At 61.5% G+C, this 13,840-nt stretch carries 18 protein-coding genes; 4 read left to right on the top strand and 14 right to left on the bottom strand.

Annotation, left to right across the window (positions count from 1 at the left end; translation table 11 throughout):
* From WG898_RS17835 to WG898_RS17860, 5 genes are all read right to left on the bottom strand, one after another.
* On the bottom strand, positions 1-400 hold a 400-nt coding region (locus tag WG898_RS17835), incomplete at its 3' end, for a site-specific integrase (protein WP_506546833.1).
* Positions 401-908: 508 nt separating this feature from the next.
* Complete coding sequence (locus WG898_RS17840) at positions 909-1,175, bottom strand: hypothetical protein (protein ID WP_339604153.1); 267 nt, start codon at positions 1,173-1,175, stop codon at positions 909-911.
* A gap of 69 nt (positions 1,176-1,244) precedes the next feature.
* Entirely contained in the window at positions 1,245-1,526 is a 282-nt protein-coding gene (locus tag WG898_RS17845; RefSeq protein WP_339604154.1) for a hypothetical protein, read from the bottom strand.
* 2 nt (positions 1,527-1,528) lie between these two features.
* Positions 1,529-1,729 (bottom strand): hypothetical protein, encoded by a 201-nt coding sequence (locus WG898_RS17850; protein WP_339604155.1) that lies wholly within the window; start codon positions 1,727-1,729, stop codon positions 1,529-1,531.
* Positions 1,730-2,029: 300 nt separating this feature from the next.
* Positions 2,030-2,233 (bottom strand): hypothetical protein, encoded by a 204-nt coding sequence (locus WG898_RS17860; RefSeq protein ID WP_339604157.1) that lies wholly within the window; start codon positions 2,231-2,233, stop codon positions 2,030-2,032.
* Positions 2,234-2,753: 520 nt separating this feature from the next.
* On the opposite strand from WG898_RS17860, the gene WG898_RS17865 reads away from it, so the two are divergent.
* The gene (locus tag WG898_RS17865; RefSeq protein WP_339604158.1) at positions 2,754-4,046 is read left to right on the top strand and encodes an RNA-guided endonuclease InsQ/TnpB family protein; all 1,293 of its coding nucleotides are present in this window, start codon (positions 2,754-2,756) and stop codon (positions 4,044-4,046) included.
* Positions 4,047-4,106: 60 nt separating this feature from the next.
* On the opposite strand, the gene WG898_RS17870 is transcribed toward WG898_RS17865, so the two are convergent.
* The 7 genes from WG898_RS17870 to WG898_RS17900 all read right to left on the bottom strand — a co-directional run bounded on the left by WG898_RS17870 (position 4,107) and on the right by WG898_RS17900 (position 8,694).
* Positions 4,107-4,280, bottom strand: coding sequence for a hypothetical protein (locus WG898_RS17870; protein WP_339604159.1), 174 nt, complete (start codon positions 4,278-4,280; stop codon positions 4,107-4,109).
* A 3-nt stretch (positions 4,281-4,283) separates the two neighbouring features.
* A complete protein-coding gene (locus WG898_RS17875) occupies positions 4,284-4,619 on the bottom strand; it encodes a hypothetical protein (protein WP_339604160.1) in 336 nt (111 codons plus the stop codon).
* 56 nt (positions 4,620-4,675) lie between these two features.
* The gene (locus WG898_RS17880; RefSeq protein ID WP_339604161.1) at positions 4,676-5,257 is read right to left on the bottom strand and encodes an RES family NAD+ phosphorylase; all 582 of its coding nucleotides are present in this window, start codon (positions 5,255-5,257) and stop codon (positions 4,676-4,678) included.
* Between the two features lie 9 nt (positions 5,258-5,266).
* Entirely contained in the window at positions 5,267-5,656 is a 390-nt protein-coding gene (locus WG898_RS17885; protein WP_339604162.1) for a hypothetical protein, read from the bottom strand.
* A gap of 99 nt (positions 5,657-5,755) precedes the next feature.
* Positions 5,756-6,268: a hypothetical protein gene (locus tag WG898_RS17890; RefSeq protein WP_339604163.1), complete on the bottom strand. Its 513-nt coding sequence runs from the start codon at positions 6,266-6,268 to the stop codon at positions 5,756-5,758.
* 99 nt (positions 6,269-6,367) lie between these two features.
* A complete protein-coding gene (locus tag WG898_RS17895) occupies positions 6,368-7,156 on the bottom strand; it encodes an ATP-grasp domain-containing protein (protein WP_339604164.1) in 789 nt (262 codons plus the stop codon).
* Between the two features lie 14 nt (positions 7,157-7,170).
* A complete protein-coding gene (locus tag WG898_RS17900; protein WP_339604165.1) occupies positions 7,171-8,694 on the bottom strand; it encodes an RNA-guided endonuclease InsQ/TnpB family protein in 1,524 nt (507 codons plus the stop codon).
* A gap of 37 nt (positions 8,695-8,731) precedes the next feature.
* Between WG898_RS17900 and tnpA the strand changes: the two genes are divergently transcribed.
* Positions 8,732-9,265, top strand: a complete 534-nt coding sequence (tnpA, locus tag WG898_RS17905) for an IS200/IS605 family transposase (RefSeq protein WP_339604166.1) — start codon at positions 8,732-8,734, stop codon at positions 9,263-9,265.
* Here tnpA and WG898_RS17910 read toward each other — a convergent pair.
* Positions 9,225-9,923 (bottom strand): exonuclease domain-containing protein, encoded by a 699-nt coding sequence (locus WG898_RS17910; protein WP_339604167.1) that lies wholly within the window; start codon positions 9,921-9,923, stop codon positions 9,225-9,227. The genes tnpA and WG898_RS17910 overlap by 41 nt on opposite strands.
* Positions 9,924-9,932: 9 nt before the next feature.
* On the bottom strand, positions 9,933-10,463 hold the full coding sequence (locus WG898_RS17915) for a hypothetical protein (RefSeq protein ID WP_339604168.1): 531 nt from the start codon (positions 10,461-10,463) through the stop codon (positions 9,933-9,935).
* Between the two features lie 304 nt (positions 10,464-10,767).
* On the opposite strand from WG898_RS17915, the gene WG898_RS17920 reads away from it, so the two are divergent.
* Both WG898_RS17920 and WG898_RS25360 read left to right on the top strand, forming a co-directional pair.
* Positions 10,768-13,287 (top strand): adenosylcobalamin-dependent ribonucleoside-diphosphate reductase, encoded by a 2,520-nt coding sequence (locus WG898_RS17920; protein WP_339604169.1) that lies wholly within the window; start codon positions 10,768-10,770, stop codon positions 13,285-13,287.
* A gap of 141 nt (positions 13,288-13,428) precedes the next feature.
* Positions 13,429-13,758, top strand: a complete 330-nt coding sequence (locus WG898_RS25360; protein WP_506546838.1) for a K201_gp033 family CxxC-rich protein — start codon at positions 13,429-13,431, stop codon at positions 13,756-13,758.
* The last annotated feature ends 82 nt before the right edge of the window (positions 13,759-13,840 follow it).

A 13,840-nucleotide genomic window follows, 5' to 3' on the forward strand; every position in this document is an offset into this window, starting at 1 on the left:
TCGTAAGCGTGAACGGGCGGCCGTCATTGGTCAGGAACACCGGGCCTAGCTGGACCAGGCCGCGCCACTGAGAGCGCCAGGCTGTCACCCCCTGCCCCATCTTCACCCGCTCGGCGAAGTAGGCATCCAAGGCGTCGCATAGCTTCGAGTTAACCCAGTACACCGGCCGGGCCCGACCGTTGAAGCTGATGGCCGCGCGAACCTCCGACCGTCGCCTGAACTCGCCGCGCTCATCGAGCACGTCGGCGACTTCGAGTAGGGCAACTTCGGTGGCTGTCATTCCTGTGCCGTACAGGACATGCAACAGCGCCACATCGCGGGCTGCCGTCTGCCCGGTGACGGCCGCCACCTTGAATGCGTGGCGCATCGCGGCGTCTTCGATCACGGGAGCCTTGGCCATCGGAATAGTCCTCCAGGCCACGAGAATACGAGACGATTTCGGCAGCATCACGCCAGAACTGTCCGCAAAGCCGCGCCAACCCTACGAATCTAGGAAACTTGGGCCGAACAGTCCTTCCCGTCCGGCCATGAAGAAGCCCCGGCATCCGATGAAGGATGCGCGGGGCTTGGGGTGTTGAGAGTGCGGTCGGTCAGACTTTTCGCCAGCCTCGATATGGGTTGAAGACACAGGTCGTTGGCAAGACTTGATACTCGGTGCGGAGTACCTCGTTCGGGCAGCGCTCCAAGTAGTCGAGCTGTGCCGACATCTGCAGGTGTTCTGCCAAGCTGCTCTCAGCCCGGTAGAACTCACCTGCCTTGCGGATCGCCAACACGACTGCAAGCAAGCAGTCCTGCGGTGACAGCAACGTCGTCGGGGTGGGATTGGTTCGTCGTCATTTTCATTGTTCTCCTGTTTGATGGAGAGCACCGGCCCGGAGGGCATTGAGCGCCCTCCGAGGATGTTGAAATCAGCCTCGGGGCCGCTCTGCCATAGCCAACAGTTCCTGAGCCGCCTCAGCTTCTTCGGCGTCGTTGAGCTTTGGTCCGGTCTTCAGCGCCATGGATCCCTGACGCAGGTATGAATCGACATGCTCGCCAACTTCGTCCTTCGGCATTCCCCACTTCATTGCGAAGGTGTCGATAGCCGAGTCACGACGTACTGCCAAACTCCATTCCGGAGCCACTTTTTCGAGACGTGAGAACTCAGCGTCGAGTTCAACATTGTTGGTGTTCATTTTCAGTTTCTCCTATTTGTGAAGAGCACCGGCCCGGGTGGGCATCAGATGCCCATCTGGGTGAGGTGACTAGATAAGCCGGCAGTCTTGGCTCAGGTCGCGGCCATCAATGGCTGCGTCCAGAACGTCAAGAGCCGCGTAGCCCGTGATCCAGTGGTGGTCCGAGCGTTTGACAGCGCCTTGAATGACTTCGCGAGCTTCGCTCAATGAGGTCACTGCAGGGTCATCGCGAAGTTCCGCGGTTTGCTTCGCCAACGCAACAGCCTGGCTGAGCGTGTACTGTGCAAACGGGTGCTTGACGTCATTGGCGCCAAAGGTCGCCGAGCGTTGCGAATCTACGTTTCCGATCATTTTCAGCCTGCATTGTTGCCGTAGGCATCGAGAGCAGTCTCGATAGCTGCTTCCAGCACACCAGGCGGCGAGTCGGCCAGCGCAAGCGCCATGGACTCCAGGGCATCACGATAGCCTGATTCGTACCTGTGTTTTCCAGGAAGTGCTTCAGCAACCTTCGAGGCAATTGGTTCAAGACGCGCATTGCGTGCGTTTCCGCTCATTTTCCGTTTCTCCTATTTGGCGGAGAGCACCGGCCCGGTGGGGCAGCAAGTGCCCGTCCGGGTTGGTTTTGATTCAAGGCTCGTCGCGTTGGTTCCAGTCGCCCGTTGTGAGGGCGGTAGTGGCTGCGTCTTCTGTTGGCCAGTATTCGACGGACTCGCGACTGCAAGGCCCGTCGTCAGTCGCCGTTCCGATGTAGAAGCCAGCCTGAGAGCGAAGCACCTGCAGCGGAAGACGCATGCCGCAGTAGGCGAAAGCATGCTGTCCACTTCGTGTGGTTGCCATCATTTTCAGTGCCTCCTTCAGCCGATCTGCAGATTGCCGTCAGGTCGGGTGAACATGCCCTTTGTGCAAGGCCGCGTGGACTTGCCGTCAGGCCACTTCACGACCAGGCGGCGACCGGTGCAGCCCTCCATCTGGCAGCGATAGCCGGCTAGATTGCTGGCGACACCAGTCGTCAGTCCGTCTCTACTGACGACTGAAGCTGTCTTTCCGTTGTTCGTCATTTTCCGTTTCTCCTTGAAAGGCAGAGCACCGGCCACAAAGTCAACAGGTGATGCTCAGAGTTTGACCCTTACTGCTGTACAGATATCACGCACGGTTGGCGCCGACAAGGCCCATCAGGGCGTTTCAAGGAAAGTTGGCGCATAGGCTTCTAGTTCGGCACGGGACGGCCAAACCGGATTTCGACGAGGGTAAACGCAGCCGAAACCGAATACCCGGTCTTCCTAGCCCATCGCCTTCATTGAAGCCTTGGCGTCCGCCCACTTTTCGGCGTCCGCCTTGCTGCATTCGATTGCTGTCGTACAGCGCCCTTGGGCCGCCGCCTTAGTGGTTGGGTACTTTACGGCTGTCACGTCGCCAGCGATAAGTCTGACTGCGACATCGCAGATCAACTCGTGCCGGCTGCGTTCTGACCCAGCAGCGCGGCAAGCCACGGCCTTCAGGCCGGAGAAGGAAAGCGCCGAGCCTGGCGTCCTGCCAGGCGAGTTGGCACGTTTCCGGTCCATGTGATATCTCGATTTCGTGAGCATCAAGGCCTATCGATTCCAACTACGCACTCGACCGGCGGTCGAGGCTCAGTTGCGTCGATACGCCGGCATGGGTCGGCAAGTCTGGAACAGAGCCTTGGCCGAGCAGCGTGCACGGCATGCCCGCGGCGAGAAGTACGCCGGCCATGCCGAGATGTGCAAATGGCTCACAGTCTGGCGCAACGCGCCGGCGACTGCTTGGCTTGCTGAAGGCCCGGTTCACCCGCAGCAGCAGGTGCTGCGGCGACTCGATGAGGCGTACAAGCGGTTCTTCGCCGCTGCGAAGGCAGGACAAGCAGGAGGCCGCGGCCGCACCGGACCACCGGAGTTCAAGCGCTACGGCGATGAGCCTGGCATCCGCTTCCCCGACCCGAAGCAGTTCAGCATGGATGCGGCCAACGGCCGCATCAAACTGCCCAAGCTCAACTGGGTGCGGCTTCGCATGAGTCAGCGGGTCGATGGTGTGCTGCGCAATGTGAGCATCACCCGCGAAGGTTCGAAGTGGTTTGCGTCGATCCAGGTCGAGACTCGCGAAACTGTGCCGGCGCTTGGTGTTGCGCCAACGCTGGGAATCGACCTGGGGCTGGCGGCGTTCGCCGCCACCTCGGCTGGATTCCTGGTCGCGCCGCTCAAGGCGCTGGCCAGGCAGCAGGTGCGCCTGCGGCGCTACCAGCGCAGCGTTTCTCGCAAGAAGAAGGGCTCGGCCAATCGCAAGAAGGCGGTAGCCCGGCTCGGCGCGCTGCATCGTCGCATCGCGCATCAGCGCAGCGACTGGCTGCACAAGCTCTCCACCGACTTGGCCGACCAGCACCCGGTCATCGCGCTCGAAGACCTGCGCATCAAGAACATGTCGGCCAGTGCCAAGGGCACCGTCGAAGCGCCGGGCAAGAACGCCCGAGCGAAGGCCGGGCTGAACCGCGGCATCCTCGATGCCGCATGGGGCGAGTTCGCCAGGCAGCTCACCTACAAGGTCCAGTGGCGCGGTGGCCAGGTCATCCTGGTCAACCCGGCATACACGAGTCGCACCTGTCGCATCTGCGGACACGAGTCGGCTGAGAACAGGAAGAGCCAATCGCTCTTCAACTGCGTGGCCTGTGGCCACACAGAGAACGCGGACGCTCACGCCGCGAAGAACATCTTGGCCGCGGGGCACGCGGTCTGGTCGATGGAAACTTCGACCGTTGCCTGTGGAGGAGAGGTCAGTCGCGCAGCGGCCCAGCGTCAAGCTCGGTCGAGGCGCGCAGCTCCGATGAAGCAGGAACCCACCGAAGCAAAGGCTTTGGTATGAGCTTGTCTCATTCCAAGTCCAGCGCAGTAGGAATCCTCGGCCTTCAGGCCGGGGAGGATGTCAATTTGAAGCAGATTTCGGCAGACCCTCAAGGGTCGCTGCTTGACATGAAGCGAGGTGGGCCGTCGCTTGCTGGCAGTGATCCAGATCCTTGAGCATGGACACGATCTCGTCTTCGGTGATCGGCTCTTTGCGGGCCAGCTTGGCATAGGTCGCCTGGATGTCGGAGCGCATCGATCAGGCCTCCAAAACTGTTCCGCCGGCTGCAATGACCGCAGCCTTGATGGCGTCCAACTTGTCCAGCGGGGCCTCGATCATCAGTGCCGCCGTGCTTTGAGCCTTCAGCCACTCGCTGGCGTGGCTGACCATGTCCATGTCATCACCGTCGTCATAACAGACGATGCCGCCACGGATCTCCACCTTGTCGGTGTCCTTCATCGACTCGACATCGAGATCATCCGTCTTGGTGCCATTGACGAAAATTTCATTGTCGTCGTGAAACGCGCCATCAGGCCACCACGCCGGATCCTCGTAGTACCGTTTGAACTGCGCGCCGGTGAGAGTGATGCTCATAGGTTGACTCCTTATGCAGTTGAGATATCACGCACTGTTGGCGCCGACAAGGCCTGTCATGGCATCAGGCTCAGGCATGCGCCTTCGCAGACCTCGCCGACCACCTTGTGCAGAGCCCCGGTCTCTGGCGAAACCAGGTCTTCGGCCCACTCGAATCTCATGAGCTTGAGTGCGGCCCCGAAGATCGCTAGACACTCCATGCCATGCTGCTGGGCAGACAGGTAGATGATGCCCTGATAGCCCGCTGCCGCGGCCTGCTTGGCCAGGTCTTGAGTGAATCCAAACCGCAAGGACTGGAGAACGGGCCTGGACGATGCGTGCGGCCGCAGGTCCAGCAGCTTGATCTCGGCATCAGCGCGCATGCAGAGCAGCTCGCGCTTGGCGACTTCAGCCAAGGACAGCCACATCTTCTCGCGCCTGGCCAGGGCTTCGTAGGCTGCTGTGCAGGGTTGCATTGCGAAGTAACCAACAAGGTCATCATGGAGGTCAAAGCGACCCCTCATGAGGCCAGGGGGCGCCAGGCGCAGCTTTCCCACTCGACGTGTGCCAGGGCGCGGCTTGGAGCACTGAATTCGAAATACTGCTGTTGTGGCCGGCAGCAGATAGGCCGGTGATTGCTCAAATTCGTTGAGGTCCATCGGGAGGGATCAGGTGCCCTCCGCTCCCGCCAGCTCCATCACCCTTGCCAGCTCGCCTTGCTCAATGGCTTGGCGCGGCGTTCTGCCGTCCAGGCCGCCTTGCGGCGTCTCCAGAAATCCCAGGATGGCCCATCCATCAGTCACATCAAGTGCAGCGGACAGTCGCTGGATCGCTGGCCACATCGCCGGCTCGAACTGCCAGCGCGGCAGCTTGAACCCGCGCGTGGTCTGGGCGAGGCCGATGGCCCTGCCCTTCTTGATCCATGCGTTGATCGTGACTCTCGATGTTCCAGCCATTTCAGCGGCCTGGTCTGTATTGACCATGTCCTCAGCTTCCAGCCGCTTCATTCGGTCAGCTTGACCCGAAGCGATGAGCGCGGTTGTGGCCGCCAGGGACATGTAGGGTGAATGTCGGTCGGCTTGGGCGCCCATTGGCCGCCCAGGAGCGGAAGTTGTTGTCGAAAGGTGCTTCATATCGCTTTCGCGTCCCTCTGGGGGTCAGGGCAAGTTTCGGCCGTCTACCTTGCTAGTGCCGAAATAGCCATTGGCACGCACTGGAGTGGTCCAAGTGGCGATTTGCAGGTTCACGCGCTGCAGGAAACTGCGGGCGAGCACCCACATCAAGAGTGCTGACTTCCGGCAAGCGTCCGCAGCGAGACTGCATCCAACCTTGAGCAGGTGGCGAATGATCCGCCGGTCTTCGACTGCGTGCTGGACCTCATCCAGCGCAGAAAGAATCGAATTTAGGTTGTGATGCGCTCGGCGCACCGTGGCAACAAGCGACTCGTACGGCGACAGCGCTTGATTCAGGACATCTTCTAGATCATCCTGAGTTAACGCAGTCTTGTCGGCAAAACCTCGAAGTCTACGAATCTGCTCCGCAGCCCTGGCAGCCATTCCACGAGACTGGCGCCCACACCCCCGATGCCGCTGCAGTCGCAGGTCGGCGAGCACACCATCAAGGCGCGCATCGCTATCCGCAAAGCAGTGGGTCAGCTCAAGGAGCTCCATGGGGATCTGTTAATCTCGTTAAGTTCGTAAACGGATTATAGGCACAGTTTTCTGGAGGTGCACAAGGTCCGGGTGACGACCTTCTTAGTATCTCCGGCCTCAAGCTCCTCGAATCTGCACCCAACGACTTGCCAGCATGGACACATAGTCCCTCGCCTCGACGGCGCGCCCATAGAGCCCCAGGGCCCAGGCGTCATTGACTTCGCAGACCACGGTCTCTCCGGTGTCCAGCACCCCGACATCGAGCCCATACGCCGCCGGCGCACCCTTCGAGTCCGACATCAGATCGACCGCCCGTCGCACCAGGTCCGCGTCTGGAGTCGGCGCCTCGTCCTCGCCGTCCTGGTCGTACCTGGCCGAGCCAAGGATGAGCCCGCCCTGGACGTAGACGCGCCACTCGCAAAGGAATCGGACCGGCTCGGCAACGTAGACCATGGTCTCCGGCTTCAATCCGCGCGTGACTTCCAGTTGCTCGAGGTCGTGCTCACTGTAGGTCTCATCGGGTGCCGAAGGATCCCAAACGAAGCCAGTGAAGATCTTGGTCGTGACCGGCTTGATGAACTTGCGCCCCCGAACTCTGTCCAGCGGCATCACGTCCAGTTGGCGGCCTAGCAGTACATTGAGCTCGACTGGGTAGCTCATGGACTCGGGTTCATTGATCCCGGCAACCCGCATGGCCTCGCGCACGAACTCAACGGTGCCCACCGGCAGCGCGCCGGCGCGGAGCAGGCCCGCGTGCTCCACCAGCTGATGGATCTCCACGCGGTGTATGGGAATGTCGCGCATCAGCGCGACCTGGCCGACGGCGTTGTGCTCCGTAGCCATGGCCATGCCGGGCAACTGGGGTTGTCGAAGAATCGAAGACGGCAGAATCATGATCGGGTCCAATGAACCTCCCGCCACTAAGCGCGTAGCGCTGTAGTGGGGGTTTCCTGGCTCGCGCCGGGAACTTCCTGCTTCGTCGACATGAGCCTCGGGCGCCTTGGCGCTCGAGGGCTTACCGGTGTCTCCACAGGCGTAGCTTCGGACCGTTCCGGCCCTAGGATTTCGGAGACTGCGGTCGAAGGTTGGCGCCGCAGGCTGCCAACCTTCTTTTTCTCCCGCAGGGTGTAGCTTCCCGAGACCACGGCCTCGACCCCGCGGCGCGCGATGACGCGCGCTGCGTTGGTGTCGGCGTTCTCGGCATGCCCGCAACGCTGGCAGACGAACCGGCTCTGGCAAATGTGCGCTGGTCGGTTGTCCGCATGAGTGTGGCCGCAGGCCGAGCACTCTTGCGAGCTATGGTGTGGCGGCACCTCGATGCAGAGCTTGCCTGCGGCGAGGGCCTTGTACTTCGTGAAGAGCTTCGTCTCGCCCCAGCTGCTCGCCAGGATGGAGCGGTTGAGGCCGCGCTTCTGCGCGACTTTCTTCCCTGGCGCGTCCACCGTGCCGGCGGCCGAGCGGGTCATGTTCTTGACCTGCAGCGCTTCGAAGACGAATAGCAGACTCGGGCCGTCAACCAGCGCGCGGCTGGTCTGGTGCGCGAAGTCCGTGCGGACGTCGGCTGCATAGAGCCCGGCGCGCGCCGCGCGCTGGCTCGCCTTGCGCCGGTTCCTCGAACCCTTGACGCGACGAGCGGCCCGGCGCTGCCAGCGCTTGCGCTGCTGCTCCTTCTTGGCCAGGCGCCGCTTCTGGATGTCGAGCAGCTCGAAGGCCCGGGGCGGTGCAGCGCCTGCGGCGACGGTCGCCATCAGCGGTACAGCCACACCGCGGTCCAGGCCAACGGTCTTGGCCGCAAGCTCGGCCGCGGTGAAGCTGCGCAGATGATCGAGCGTCTCTTGCTCGGTTGGAGTGACAACGCCATGGCCAGCCTCGTTGCTGAACGAGACATGCCACCGCCCGGCGTTGACCGACACATGGATGGACGCCGGTGGCGTCCATCCTGGCTTGTGGCCAGCGATGTGGTCCTTGAAGGGCAACTCGCCGCAGGGAAATTTCTTCGTGCCGATGAGCAGCCTCCAGGCGGTGACGACGCCATCGGCGTCGTGCTTGGCCGGCACGAACTCGAACAACTCGGAGGTGAGCCACGCCGACTGCTCGCCGTGGCGCGAGGTGATGGTCGGCCGGCGCGCCAGGCCTTTGAAGAAGCGCTGGTACGCCTGGTAGAAGCGCACCGCGCCGTTGCGCAGCACATGCGAAGGCACTTCGCGCAGCCAGGCGGTATTGGCGTCTTCGCATCCGCCACCATCGCCGATAAGGTGCGAGTACGCCTGGTCCACCGGCGCGTGCTGCCCAGCGAAGGCGGCGAAGCGCCGCTGGAACGCTCGGTAGTAGCGGTCCTCCCGAACCTTGGCGTTCTTGATGAAGCGTTGGCAGCCAATCCAGCGCGCGAGCACACCGGCGACTTGGTCGTCGGGGTAGGCGCGGAAGCGGTAGCCGGTGCTCATGTTGCTGGTGTATTAGCTATAATATATGCTAGGCCGCATGAATCAGCAACCGCATCGCTCCTCTTCTCACGCTGTATTCCAGATTAGGCTGCACATTGTTTTGGTGACCAAGTACCGGCGCAAGACTCTCTCGCCTGAGTTGATCGACTACCTGCGCCAGGCCTTCGGCGAGGTGCTCGCCGATTGGCGCTGCGAGTTGCTGGAGTTCGGTGGCGAAGCCGACCAAGCGCATCTGCTGGCCGACATCCATCCGGCGCTGAACATCTCGACGCTCATCAACAACCTGAAGACAGCTTCAGCGCGCCGGTGCGGCGCTCGCTTTCGCGAGCACCTGGCCGGCTTCTACAAGAAGCTGGCCTTCTGGCACCGGGCCTACTTTGCCTCCAGAGTGGGCGGCGTCACGCTCGATGTGGTGAAGCAGTACGTCAGAACCAGGGGACGACGGACAAGCCAGGCCGTAGACCCAAGTCCGTGGAGGCTCTCGCAGGGCGCGAGAGCCTCGCCCGCCAGACCCCTCCTGGCGATTCGGCTCACGCCTTGGGGCAACCCTCCGGGCTGCCAGCTCGCCTAGGAAGGGGAATGCGCGGACGCCGCGTGGCCTGGCCAACCGGCGCCCGAAGGTCTTTCTCTTGGGCGCCGTTGCGCAAGGTCTGCAGCAGGATGGCTGTATTCAGGGCGTCGTCAGAACCACTGTGCTGGCGCCCCTGGAAGTCCAAGCCGAGCTCCTTCAAGGCGGTCTTGAGTCCAACGCCGTCGCTAGATCCCTTGGGGCGCTGCCCACCGGAGACCTCATAGACCATCGATGTCAAGAGTCGCTTGATGTCGAAATGAGGCAGGCCCTCGAATGGGTTTTCAACGCCGGCACCGACGCATTGCTTGTGGAGTAGGTTCTGGTCCTGCCCCCACGACACCCATGCCTGAGCACCAAAGTCCGTCGCCAGGGCCTGGATCAGCGGGGCTCGTTGCTCAAAGATCGGCAACCCTTCCAGCTCGTGCGGGTAGATGCCCGTCAAGTGGGTGCAGAACTTGTTCACCTCGGATCGGGTCGGCCTCACCTTGATGGAGATCGCCCGCGCGCGATCAATCTCCTCGCCCCGGATCCACTGGTAGGCGCCGACCTCGATGATGTCCGAGGTTCCAGGTGTCACCCCGGGCCCGCAGGTGTTCTCGAAGTCGATCACCAGCAGGCGCTCCAGGGAGAGCACGTCGTATCGCTGCGGGGTTCGCATGGCTCCCTCTCAGGCGGAAGGGACGCGGCGCTTATCGCGCGCGGTGGCCTGGCTCGCGCCGGCGATTGCCCGGCGCATCCGATCCACCATCTCTTGTGCGGCTGTGAACTTCTCCACATCCTGTGCCATCAGGCAGCGAAGCACCTGGGCGTCGAGGAAGTTGTTGCGCTGGTCATCACTCAGGTGATCCCATCCAGCGCCATAGCGTGTCTTGGCTTCAGCAAGGATGGTCTGGGCGCGGCTTTGATCCCAGGCCGACACCTTCGCTGGCGAAACTGGCTCACTCACATGAACAGCGTTTCCGACGTGCGTGCCGTTGGCAGCATCGAGCGCGTAAACCTCCGAGATCCGAGCGCTTTCGATGGACTCGCAAACGACAGTGAAGTTCACCACGAAGCTTGCCGCGTCAGCGCCATCCCCATCTTGATCTGGCGTGCAGAACACCTTGCGAGTGATCTCCCTTCCGGGGGTCATGCCCTCCCAGCCATTGCTGGCCTCCACCTCGACTCCCGGGCCGAAGTTGTCGGCGGCAAAGGCCATGTCGGCCTGCTTGGTTCGGATTGTGTGGAGGTTCAATCGAGTTCCTTGGTTCTATCGCTTGGGCCTAAATATCACACGAGCTTGGCAATGCCAAGGGAGGTCGCAGGCTCCCGTTTTGGCAAGCTGGCACAGGAGAGTGGGTGGGGTTTGGGTGTGTTCCTTGGTGAGAAATTCTCTCTATTTCATGGCTTTGTGTGTGGCTAAGTGCCCGTTACCATTGAACATTTAGTGTGTATATGATATCTTATCAGCAATGCAGAGATGCAGTCATCACCTTCAAAGCCTCACCCGAAAGACCTGAATCATGAACGCTCCCATTGCCCATTCCGTCCTGGCCGCAGCTGCTATGGAACCCCAGCAAGTCAGTGTTGACGTGTTGCAGGAAAAGTACGCCAAGGGTGATGAGGTTGGCTTTCAGCCGATTTACGCCCGGGTGGCAAAGGCATTGGCCGCTGTCGAGGTTGAAAGCAAGCGCGAAGCTGTGGAGATCGAGTTTCTGGCTGCCCTCAACGCCGGTTTCGTTCCCGCAGGTCGCATCATGTCCGCAGCTGGCACCGAGCTGGAAGCCACTCTGATGAACTGCTTTGTGCAGCCCGTTGGTGACTCCATCGGCAAGCCCGACAAGGATGGCTATCCTGGCATCTACACTGCCCTCAAAGAGGCAGCTGAGACCATGCGTCGCGGCGGTGGTGTTGGCTACGACTTCTCGCGCATTCGTCCGAAGGGTTCCTGGGTGGGCTCGACTCACTCGAGTGCCTCGGGTCCGGTGAGCTACATGCACGTCTTTGACCGTAGCTGCGAAACCGTCGAGTCTGCCGGTGCCCGTCGAGGCGCTCAGATGGGCGTCCTGCGTTGCGATCACCCCGATATCGAAGAGTTCATCCACGCCAAGGACAAGGGCGCCCTGAAGAACTTCAACGTGTCCATCGGCGTGACCGATGCCTTCATGGAGGCTGTCGAGGCCGGCGCTGATGTGGACCTGGTGCATTCGGCAGCCCCTGGTGAGCCGCAGAAGGCCGCTGGCGCCTATCAGCGCGAAGATGGCAAGTGGGTCTATCGCAAGGTCGCCGCCCTGGATCTGTGGAACCAGATCATGCAGGCCACCTACGATCATGCAGAGCCTGGCATCCTCTACATCGACCGCATGAACTCGGAGAACAACCTCTGGTACTGCGAAGTCATCGAGGCAACCAACCCCTGTGCCGAAGAGCCCCTGCCTCCCTATGGCTGCTGCGATCTGGGCTCCATCAACCTGACCCGTTTCGTTCTCGATGCCTTCACTCCGAATGCCCGCATGGACATGGCCGGCATTGCTGCGCTGAGCAAGACCGCCATTCGCATGCTCGACAACGTGCTGTCCGCCACCTACTGGCCGCTGCCTCAGCAGAAGAAAGAATCCGACAGCAAGCGTCGCGTCGGTCTGGGCTACCTGGGCCTGGGTGATGCGCTCGTGATGCTGGGCCTGCGCTACGACAGCGAAGAAGGCCGTGCCATGGCCGCTGAGATCACCCGCGTGATGCGTGATGCCGCCTACATGGCATCGGTCGATCTCGCCGAGGAGAAGGGTTCGTTCCCTCTGCTTGACGCTGAGAAGTTCTTGCAAGGTGGCTTTGCCAGCCGCTTGCCTGACTTCATCAAGGACGCAATCCGCACCCGTGGTCTGCGCAACAGCCACCTGTTGGCCATCGCCCCCACTGGCACGATCACTCTGGCCTTCGCTGACAACTCCAGCAACGGCATCGAACCGGCCTTCTCCTGGACCTACACCCGCAAGAAGCGCATGGTCGACGGCAGCTTCCAGGACTACGAAGTGGCTGACCACGCCTGGCGCCTGTATCGCCACCTCGGCCACGACATGACCAAGCTGCCGGAGCAGTTTGTGACGGCATTGGATATGTCGGCCGACAACCACATGAAGATGCTGGAGGCTGTGCAACCCTTCCTGGATACCTCGATCAGCAAGACCGTGAACGTCCCCGCTGACTACCCCTACGAGGACTTCAAGAACCTGTACATGGATGGCTGGAAGGCCAACCTGAAGGGCCTGGCCACCTACCGTCCCAACTCCGTGATCGGCTCGGTTCTGTCGGTCACCTCGGCTGCTCCTGCACCTGCCCCTGTGGCTCCCGTGCTGGCTGACGTTGATCCGATGCGTGTGGCGTTGGAGAACCGCGCTGAAGGCGATCTCGAGGCCGTTTCGAAGCGCGTCAACTACTACACCAGGGAAGGCAAGCAGTCGGTATTCCTCATCATCAGCTTCGCCCAGGTCGACGGCGTCGTGAACGGCAAGCCGGTGAAGATCGAGCGTCCCGTCGAGTTCTTCCTGCCCTCGAACCAGATCGGCCAGGGCCAGCAATGGGCCGCCTCGCACATGATGCAGCTGTCGCTGTCGGCCCGCTACGGCGTTCCGATTGTGAAGGCCCTGAAGAACATGGCCAAGATCACCTGGGAAAACGGCTCAATCATGTACGGCACCGTCGACAAGGCTGATGGCAGCAAGGGTGGCCTGTTCCATGGTTCCGAAGTGGCCGTCATCGGTCACGCAATCAAGGAAGTGCTGATCGATCGTGGCTTCCTGGACGCCAACGGCAAGCAGAACTCTGTCGAAGTGCTGGCCGCAAACCTGGCCAAGCGCCAAGGCTGCTTCCGGGCCTCTGCCGTCGACGCTGCTCCCGCGGCCACTGAGGCCGTTCGCACCGGTGTCGAAGCGATGTTCCCGGCTGGCACTGGCAAGAAGTGCAATGACTGCGGCGCTAGCGACGTCCATGACATCAACGGCTGCACCAAGTGCCTGAATTGCGGCACCGTTGGCGCCTGCGGTTGAGCTTGCGGCCCTGGGACTGCTCAGGGTCTATCTGAACAGAAAGCCGCCTAGTGCGGCTTTTTTGTTTCCTAGGAAACGGACACACGAATGCGCAAAGAGCCCCGCCCAATGACGGCCCAATCTATGCGGCTGGCGACACAGATGTCGGCAGCTCGAGTGTTGGATCTGCTGAAGCTGGCAAAGAAATTGCAGGACGATCCTCAGCAATGCAATCGTCTGGCGGAGCAGCAATGCAAGGCCTGTTTCTATTTCGTCGGGTTGGCCGGGCAGGCCTTCGCGGTTCAGCCTTGCATGTGCTGCGGCGTGGACCAGCAGTACAGCAGCACAAAAACGTCTGCCATGTGCGTTCCTTGCGCGAAGTCCGGGGGACTTTGTCGACACTGTGGCGGGGACTTGGGCCTGGACACGACGCGGGGAATCTGGCCTTCGGCCTATCGTGGCGACGAAGGGACCAACAATCCCAGGCCATGACCCCTCCTCTGCCAGCTTGCAAAAAATGAACTCATCACGCCCAGGCTTGCCTTGCGCTTGCAACAGGAAGTGCTATTTCAAG

It is taken from the genome of Paucibacter soli, from assembly GCF_037482845.1.
Classification (GTDB): Bacteria; Pseudomonadota; Gammaproteobacteria; order Burkholderiales; family Burkholderiaceae_C; genus Paucibacter_B; species Paucibacter_B soli.

What these genes read in the sequence shown, in the direction of transcription:
- WG898_RS17840 (WP_339604153.1), bottom strand. Translation starts at nt 1,175, where the DNA reads ATGAACACCAACAATGTTGAACTCGACGCTGAGTTCTCACGTCTCGAA.
- WG898_RS17845 (WP_339604154.1), bottom strand. Translation starts at nt 1,526, where the DNA reads ATGATCGGAAACGTAGATTCGCAACGCTCGGCGACCTTTGGCGCCAAT.
- WG898_RS17850 (WP_339604155.1), bottom strand. Translation starts at nt 1,729, where the DNA reads ATGAGCGGAAACGCACGCAATGCGCGTCTTGAACCAATTGCCTCGAAG.
- WG898_RS17860 (WP_339604157.1), bottom strand. Translation starts at nt 2,233, where the DNA reads ATGACGAACAACGGAAAGACAGCTTCAGTCGTCAGTAGAGACGGACTG.
- WG898_RS17870 (WP_339604159.1), bottom strand. Translation starts at nt 4,280, where the DNA reads ATGCGCTCCGACATCCAGGCGACCTATGCCAAGCTGGCCCGCAAAGAG.
- WG898_RS17875 (WP_339604160.1), bottom strand. Translation starts at nt 4,619, where the DNA reads ATGAGCATCACTCTCACCGGCGCGCAGTTCAAACGGTACTACGAGGAT.
- WG898_RS17880 (WP_339604161.1), bottom strand. Translation starts at nt 5,257, where the DNA reads ATGGACCTCAACGAATTTGAGCAATCACCGGCCTATCTGCTGCCGGCC.
- WG898_RS17885 (WP_339604162.1), bottom strand. Translation starts at nt 5,656, where the DNA reads ATGTCCCTGGCGGCCACAACCGCGCTCATCGCTTCGGGTCAAGCTGAC.
- WG898_RS17890 (WP_339604163.1), bottom strand. Translation starts at nt 6,268, where the DNA reads ATGGAGCTCCTTGAGCTGACCCACTGCTTTGCGGATAGCGATGCGCGC.
- WG898_RS17900 (WP_339604165.1), bottom strand. Translation starts at nt 8,694, where the DNA reads ATGAGCACCGGCTACCGCTTCCGCGCCTACCCCGACGACCAAGTCGCC.
- tnpA (WP_339604166.1), top strand. Translation starts at nt 8,732, where the DNA reads ATGAATCAGCAACCGCATCGCTCCTCTTCTCACGCTGTATTCCAGATT.
- WG898_RS17910 (WP_339604167.1), bottom strand. Translation starts at nt 9,923, where the DNA reads ATGCGAACCCCGCAGCGATACGACGTGCTCTCCCTGGAGCGCCTGCTG.
- WG898_RS17915 (WP_339604168.1), bottom strand. Translation starts at nt 10,463, where the DNA reads ATGGCCTTTGCCGCCGACAACTTCGGCCCGGGAGTCGAGGTGGAGGCC.
- WG898_RS17920 (WP_339604169.1), top strand. Translation starts at nt 10,768, where the DNA reads ATGAACGCTCCCATTGCCCATTCCGTCCTGGCCGCAGCTGCTATGGAA.
- WG898_RS25360 (WP_506546838.1), top strand. Translation starts at nt 13,429, where the DNA reads ATGTCGGCAGCTCGAGTGTTGGATCTGCTGAAGCTGGCAAAGAAATTG.